Source organism: Nocardia sp. NPDC003999 (assembly GCF_053604885.1).
In genome coordinates, this window is sequence record NZ_JBSGIB010000027.1 from 79,270 (window position 1) to 85,422 (window position 6,153).

General features: G+C 66.4%; 10 protein-coding genes. 6 read left to right on the forward strand and 4 right to left on the reverse strand.

What is annotated here, in order from left to right:
• Positions 1 to 33: 33 nt before the first annotated feature.
• Positions 34 to 711, forward strand: a complete 678-nt coding sequence (locus ACWESM_RS33035; protein WP_364433841.1) for a TetR/AcrR family transcriptional regulator — start codon at positions 34 to 36, stop codon at positions 709 to 711.
• A gap of 154 nt (positions 712 to 865) precedes the next feature.
• On the opposite strand, the gene ACWESM_RS33040 is transcribed toward ACWESM_RS33035, so the two are convergent.
• Both ACWESM_RS33040 and ACWESM_RS33045 read right to left on the reverse strand, forming a co-directional pair.
• Positions 866 to 1,015, reverse strand: coding sequence for a hypothetical protein (locus ACWESM_RS33040; protein ID WP_355074340.1), 150 nt, complete (start codon positions 1,013 to 1,015; stop codon positions 866 to 868).
• 14 nt (positions 1,016 to 1,029) lie between these two features.
• Complete coding sequence (locus ACWESM_RS33045) at positions 1,030 to 1,497, reverse strand: hypothetical protein (protein ID WP_364433847.1); 468 nt, start codon at positions 1,495 to 1,497, stop codon at positions 1,030 to 1,032.
• Between the two features lie 196 nt (positions 1,498 to 1,693).
• On the opposite strand from ACWESM_RS33045, the gene ACWESM_RS33050 reads away from it, so the two are divergent.
• Complete coding sequence (locus ACWESM_RS33050; RefSeq protein ID WP_364433850.1) at positions 1,694 to 1,933, forward strand: hypothetical protein; 240 nt, start codon at positions 1,694 to 1,696, stop codon at positions 1,931 to 1,933.
• 91 nt (positions 1,934 to 2,024) lie between these two features.
• Here ACWESM_RS33050 and ACWESM_RS33055 read toward each other — a convergent pair whose 3' ends face one another.
• Both ACWESM_RS33055 and ACWESM_RS33060 read right to left on the reverse strand, forming a co-directional pair.
• Entirely contained in the window at positions 2,025 to 2,663 is a 639-nt protein-coding gene (locus ACWESM_RS33055) for a polysaccharide deacetylase family protein (RefSeq protein ID WP_364433853.1), read from the reverse strand.
• 14 nt (positions 2,664 to 2,677) lie between these two features.
• Positions 2,678 to 3,325 carry a TetR/AcrR family transcriptional regulator gene (locus ACWESM_RS33060; protein ID WP_364433856.1) on the reverse strand — a complete coding sequence of 216 codons (648 nt, stop codon included), beginning with the start codon at positions 3,323 to 3,325 and terminating at the stop codon, positions 2,678 to 2,680.
• Between the two features lie 93 nt (positions 3,326 to 3,418).
• Here ACWESM_RS33060 and ACWESM_RS33065 point away from each other — a divergent pair, with 93 nt between their 5' ends.
• The 4 genes from ACWESM_RS33065 (at position 3,419) to ACWESM_RS33080 (ending at position 6,129) form a co-directional block, all read left to right on the forward strand.
• Entirely contained in the window at positions 3,419 to 4,285 is an 867-nt protein-coding gene (locus ACWESM_RS33065) for an alpha/beta hydrolase (RefSeq protein WP_452495117.1), read from the forward strand.
• 77 nt (positions 4,286 to 4,362) lie between these two features.
• Complete coding sequence (locus ACWESM_RS33070; protein WP_364433862.1) at positions 4,363 to 5,223, forward strand: fumarylacetoacetate hydrolase family protein; 861 nt, start codon at positions 4,363 to 4,365, stop codon at positions 5,221 to 5,223.
• Positions 5,224 to 5,232: 9 nt separating this feature from the next.
• On the forward strand, positions 5,233 to 5,580 hold the full coding sequence (locus ACWESM_RS33075) for a DoxX family protein (protein ID WP_364433866.1): 348 nt from the start codon (positions 5,233 to 5,235) through the stop codon (positions 5,578 to 5,580).
• Between the two features lie 27 nt (positions 5,581 to 5,607).
• Positions 5,608 to 6,129 carry a hypothetical protein gene (locus ACWESM_RS33080; protein WP_452495120.1) on the forward strand — a complete coding sequence of 174 codons (522 nt, stop codon included), beginning with the start codon at positions 5,608 to 5,610 and terminating at the stop codon, positions 6,127 to 6,129.
• Positions 6,130 to 6,153: the final 24 nt, after the last annotated feature.

Sequence of the window (6,153 nt, forward strand, 5' to 3'; positions counted from 1 at the left end):
AACTGTGGAAGGCTTCGACGTGAAGGGACTCACATGACAGCGACCAGGAGCACGACTTCCTCGACGACCCCGGGCACACGAGCGCGGGCCAATCGGAAGCGGATCCTCGATATCGCGGCAGCCGAACTGGCCCGCAATCCCGCGGCGAGCATGGAGGAGATCGCCTCGGCCGCAGGCGTCGTGCGCAGAACTCTCTACGGCCACTTCCCGACCAGGGAGGCACTGATCGACGGCCTCCTCGACCTGGCGTCAGAGGACATCGCACACACGCTGCGCTCGCTCGACCCGGACGAGCCGGTGACGGTGACCTCGGCCCGGTGCACGATCGCCCTCTGGCGGGTCGGCGACAAATACCGCCTGCTGTTCAAGCTGACCGAGACGAACCTGGGCGCGCGGATCGAGGAGCGGCTGGCGCCTGTGCACGAGCACGGCGCGGCCATGCTGCGCCACGGCCAGCAGCTCGGCGTGTACTCCGATCACCTCCCCGCCCAAGCGCTGTCCCGCGCGCTCGCCGGGCTGGTTCTGGCACTGCTCGAGGCGCGCACCGACGGAAGCTGGACCGAGGCCGACCCCGACGTGGCGGCTGCCCGCGCCTGCCTGGTCGCACTCGGCGTGCCACCGGGACAGGCGGGCGAAATCGCCGTCATCGCAGCCGGTTTGGAGAACGCTCACTCGTCATCGGCGCCTGATGTCGCCGATGACGTGCGGTAGAGCATCGACCGACCCCGAAATCACCGCACGGCTGGATCGCGAATCGAACGGGTCGATATCGCCGCCGATGCGCTAGACACCGAGCAAGGTTTCGGCGCAACGAGCGGCATCGGGCACTGATCAGAGTGCGGCGCGAGGCGGTGGAAACCGGTGGCTACTTCGAGGATGACGAAAGCGTGATCGGACGACGCTCGGCGAGCCCTAGACCACAGTTGTATGGATCCACGATGGCGGCGACCTGTGACAACCCCTTCAGTCCGGACATCACCTGCTCGATCTGGCCGGTCACCTGCTGCTCGGTCACCTTGGCCGCGACGTTCAGCTCGCACGTGTCCGCGGAATACTCGGCGCGAACCGCGGGAGCGACGCGCACAGAGCAGGCAGGCTTCCCCGGCAGCTCTGCACGATGCCGTCCGGCCGGACCCGGAGCGCGCTCACGTGGCCGCGGCGAATCCAGCGGTACAGATCCGTATGCGGCTCGGGGCGCAGCACGACACCGCCGCGTTGTTTCACGATCGCCTGATCACCTGGCGATAATTCGGCCGTGGTGATGATGGCGTATCGCCCTATAACGACGTCGTCCACGCGCCGCCCATCGGCCAAGCGGTCGTTCGGGACGAGCCGGCCGGTCAGACCTCTACGCATCCGCGGCGCCTCCACCAGCGAGGAACGGCGGAGGGGCGGGGACTCTCCGCTGGTGACCATGCCGGTGAGGCCGGGCACGACGCGCAGTCGCGGTGCGATGAGGTTACGCAGGCGGTTACCCAGTTCTCCGCCTTCGGTCATCGTCAGGCCGGTGAACTTGGCCAGCCGACGTGCGCGATCCGCAGCAGCCCGCGGCACTCACCGCGACGGCGCGGGAGTGCTACCAATTCGAAGGCTCGGTCTACGCACCGGCTGCCACTATCGCCGACTTTCCGCTGGGCGGCCGCCACGATCTCTACCGCCGAACCGGCCACCTGCCGGTGCCGAGGATGCCGCTGTGGGGAGATCGAGATCAGGTCCCTTCGAAGCCGGGCGTTGGCGGGCCATCGAGACGTGGACCGCGCTACTCGGACTCGATCCTGAAAACCTCGCCCTGCGGATGATGATGCGGTCGAGTATCGGCGCGCTCGACGAGGCCACCGTCTATTGGCTGCAGAACAACGAACCGTTCGAGGTGGAGGGGCATGGCCGACTGGCGGGGTGCGGTGGTTGGCGCGTTGCCTCGGCTGCCGGATGAGTTTTGTCCGGCCGTATTCCTGTGCAGTTTGCCGTGTCTGGATTCGTGTCGGAGTGGCCACCGCGGGGCAGGGTTGGCGCAGCCGAGTGCCTCAGGAAACGCTGAGATCGGCGAGGGATTCGCGTTGGGCTCCGCGGTAGATCGGCACGGTGGCCTCGGGGAATTCTTGGACAAGGTCTACGCCGCGCGCATCGAGTTCGTCCAGGAATGCCGGGAGATGCCGCATCGCCCCGGAGGGGAGGTCGTGCAGAACGACCAGGCTCCATGGTCGTGCATGAATTTCGGCCAGGCACTGTGACACCCAGTCGTCGGGTCGATCCCAGTCGTGCGGGACGTTGTTCCACAGCACGCAGGTGTAGTCGTTCGCTCGAAGATAGGTGATCGCGGCCGGATTCAGCAGCCGCCGATCGAGGATGCCTCCGCCGCCGTAGGGACGAAACAGCTTGTCCGGGTGGGCGAGTGACCCCAGCAGTGCTTGCGCCTGGCCGATCTCGCGCGCGGGAAGGGTCGGGTCGTCGCAGTCGCCGAACTGGATCGAGTGGGTCATGGTGTGATTGCCGACCCAGTGCCCTTCAGCGGCGGCCCGTTCGGTCAGGGCGCGCCGGCCCGGTTTCTCCAATTCGGCGCCCACGACGAAGAAGCTGGCCAGGATCCCTCGCTCGGCGAGGGTGTCGAGTACTTCGCCCGTGGTTTCGGTGGGGCCGTTGTCGAAGCTCAGCGTGACCTTCATCGGGCTCCTCGTGTTCAGGCACCGCGGGCGCGCAAGCCCGCTACCGCCATGTCGGCGACGAACTCCGCGTGCGCGCGGATGGCCTGCGGGGCCAGCGGATCGAGTGGGTCGAGTTTTATGGCGAAGGGCACCAGGCTGAACGGGGCGGTTCCTCCGTGCGCGACGAGAAAATGCAGGCTGCGGATGTCGGCGGTGGTGAGCACGCCCCGGTCGACCAGGATCTTCAGCGGGCCGGTCAGGCGGTTGTAGAGCGGCTCGACGTGGGTTTGAACCAGGTAGGCCAGCCGGGGGCTGTCGGTGGCCGCTTCGACCGAGACCAACCTCAGCACCTGCGGGTGGGAGGCGTGCAGGCACAGGAAACGCACGATAGTCTCCCGCACGGCACCCAGCAGATCGGTGGCGGCCAACTGCGCGTCCAAGGTCATACGCTTGTCGATTTCCCCGAAGGCCCAATCGACGGTGGCGACCCACAGCCCCTCCTTGGACCCGAAGCGCTGATGGATCAGGTTGTGACTGACCCCCAGTTCCCGATTCAGCGCGGCCACCGAGGTGCCGTCGAATCCGTACGCGGCGAAGACGTCCAGCGCCGCGGACAAGATGTTGGTCAGCGACGCCGGTGACAGATCTGCCGGCGGGCGGCCCCTACGTGGCTTGCTGGTCATGCGGTCAACACTAGCCAGGATATTGACGATCATCAACATCTATGCTTAATTGATGAACATCAATTTAATGTCATGACGCGATGGAGGTCCGCAATGAAGCGAGAAGACCACATAGTCGGCGACACATTCGCCTACCGATATCCGGGCCCGGATGCCGATCACGTGCTGTTGGTGCAGCACGGGACAGGAGGCCACGGAGGGATCTACGACCGATTCGGGGCGCACTACGCGAGGCTGGGCGCCGAGGTATGGACCATGGACGCACCCGGGCACGGGCGCTCGTGCACCGACCGCCCTGCCGGGCAGTTCACCCTCGCGGAATGGGTGGACGCAGCCCTGGAGGTCACCGACCACATCCGTGCCGCCACCGGGCTGCCGGTATTCATCAAGGGCTCGTCGCTGGGCACCGCCGCGGCCTATAGTGCATACGCCGCGTCGGAGGCGTACTCCGGGGCGATCCTGATGGGATTCGTCATCCCCTCCTCGCCCCTCATCCCACCCGATAACCCCTTCCGCTCACCGGTGTTCGATCAGATGGTCGCCCACTTCGGTGCCGCGCTGCGGTTCGACATCGATCGCTTCATCGACTTCGACCAGGACTACGGCTTTCGCGGCGCCGGCGCGCAAAAGCGCCGTGACCCGTTGAACACCTGGTCCTACGACCTGGCTTCGTGGGCGTCGATCCTGCGCTACGACCCTGCGGTGCCGTTGGCTGAGAACACCAAACCCATCCTCTACGCCGTCGGAGCGAAGGACCCTATATTCCCCGGCCCGGTCGCGCAGGCGGTCGTCGACGCGACCAGTGGACCGGTCGACTTCTACATCCAGCCCGACGGCGTCCACCAGCTGATGTTGTTCCATACCAGCGAATATGCCGACGTCGTCGCCACATGGTGCCGCGACCGGCTCGACACCCTCGACGCCGCGCGCACTACTCACGCCGGCACCGCCCGGCACTGAGCATCACCGGCACATGTCGGCAGGCTCTATCCGCGCGCTTCTGCAACGCCGATCAGATCGAAAGCAGCACACCCACAATGAGACTCGCCAACCTCGACGGCCGGGCCACCATCGTCACCGACGACGGCGTCATCGACATCGCTCACGCCTCCGGCGGCGCGCTGCCCAGCGACCTCGACCACGCGATCGCGAACCTCGACCGGATCCGTGTGTGGTTCGACACCACACGTCCGAAAGCCGATGCGAGCCTGACTCGCGCCGATCTGCTCGCCCAACTCGAACGCCTCGGGCCACCGGTTGTCCGCCCATACCAGATCTTCGCCGTCGGACTGAACTACGCCGGACACAGCGCCGAGACCGGTCTGGCCGTGCCGACCCAACCGCTGGTGTTCACGAAGTTCACCTCCTCGATCACCGGTCCGGCCGACGACATCGCGCTGCCGACCGACACCTGTGACTGGGAAGTCGAACTCGTCGCGGTGATCGGCCGCGGTGGCCGCGACATCCCCGCCGTCTCCGCGCTCGATCACCTCGCCGGGCTCTGCGTGGGCCAGGACATCTCCGAACGGACCGCGCAGATGGCCGGCAGCCCACCGCAATTCAGCCTCGCCAAGAGTTACAGGGGATTCAGCCCCATCGGACCCTGGCTGACCACCATCGACGAGATTCCGGACCTCACCGACCTGGCCATCGAAACCGTGCTCGACACCGAGGTCGTGCAATCCGCGCGAACCAGCCAGATGATGTTCGACGTCGCATCGCTGGTCAGCTACCTGTCCTCAGTGTGTGAACTGCTGCCGGGCGATCTGATCTTCACCGGAACGCCCGAGGGCGTCGGCTACTCACGTAGCCCGGCCCGCTTCCTGACCCCGGGGACCACCATCCGCTCGGTTATCGAAGGGCTCGGCGAACTACGCAACACCTGCACGGCCGAGTAGGAGGCCACCATGTCCCTCGCGACCATCATCACCGCAATGCTGGTGCTCCTTTTCATCGTCACCGGTGCCAGCAAGGCCCTCGCGACCAGCCGATCACGCACCGACGCCGAACATTTCGCCATTCCGGTGCATCGATTCCGGCTGCTGGGTCTGTTCGAACTCGCCCTCGCCGCTGCTTTGGCGATCGGAGTGGTGGTGCCCCCGCTCGGCGCCGTTGCGGCCACGGCCGCCGCCACACTGATGGTTGCGGCGCTGATCTACCACCGCTTGGCCCACGACCAGGCCAGCGCGTATCTACCTGCTGTTGTCACCTTCGTCGCCAGTGTGGCGCTGGTGACGCTCATCGCGACGTCCTGACGATCGCCGCCCGATAGGAGAACCCTCATGTCACTGTTCACCCGCCGCGACAACACCGCGCGTCCGCGCCCGCCGCTGTTCAACGCGCTGGCCACCCTCGGAGGTTTCGGGCACAACGCCTTCGAGCGCTGGGCCGGAGTCGGTGTCTTCCTCGAACCCGAGCTCGGCCGCCGCGCCACCAACGTCCTATGGTCGTTGACGCCAGTACTGATGTGGCGCAAAGCCTTCCGCAATCGACCCGATGATGGGCCCGCGCTGGCATTCAACGCCGGGATCGCCGTGGCCTCGGTTCTGGTCCACTTCACCGACTGGCCGTGGTCGCTGCGGTACGGGTTCCTCCCCTGGCTGGACGAAGCCGAGGGCCTGCACCCTAACCAGCTACCCGCCTACAACATCGTCCTGTGGACGTGGTTCGCCGGCGGCCTGGGCAGCATCCTCGTCGAAACCCGCCGCGAGAACCTGAAGTTCGCGGCCGCCGGCCTAGGGAGTGTTTCGAAGTGGGGAGGGCGGGCTGTTCGGCCCCGTCCTCACCCGTGTCGCAGCCACTGATTGATCGCAGCGATATGGATCGTC

Bases quoted from the DNA above. Each gene is read 5' to 3' on its own strand.
- ACWESM_RS33045 (WP_364433847.1), bottom strand. From the start codon at position 1,497: ATGACCGAAGGCGGAGAACTGGGTAACCGCCTGCGTAACCTCATCGCA.
- ACWESM_RS33060 (WP_364433856.1), bottom strand. From the start codon at position 3,325: ATGACCAGCAAGCCACGTAGGGGCCGCCCGCCGGCAGATCTGTCACCG.
- ACWESM_RS33035 (WP_364433841.1), top strand. From the start codon at position 34: ATGACAGCGACCAGGAGCACGACTTCCTCGACGACCCCGGGCACACGA.
- ACWESM_RS33080 (WP_452495120.1), top strand. From the start codon at position 5,608: ATGTCACTGTTCACCCGCCGCGACAACACCGCGCGTCCGCGCCCGCCG.
- ACWESM_RS33075 (WP_364433866.1), top strand. From the start codon at position 5,233: ATGTCCCTCGCGACCATCATCACCGCAATGCTGGTGCTCCTTTTCATC.
- ACWESM_RS33070 (WP_364433862.1), top strand. From the start codon at position 4,363: ATGAGACTCGCCAACCTCGACGGCCGGGCCACCATCGTCACCGACGAC.
- ACWESM_RS33065 (WP_452495117.1), top strand. From the start codon at position 3,419: ATGAAGCGAGAAGACCACATAGTCGGCGACACATTCGCCTACCGATAT.
- ACWESM_RS33055 (WP_364433853.1), bottom strand. From the start codon at position 2,663: ATGAAGGTCACGCTGAGCTTCGACAACGGCCCCACCGAAACCACGGGC.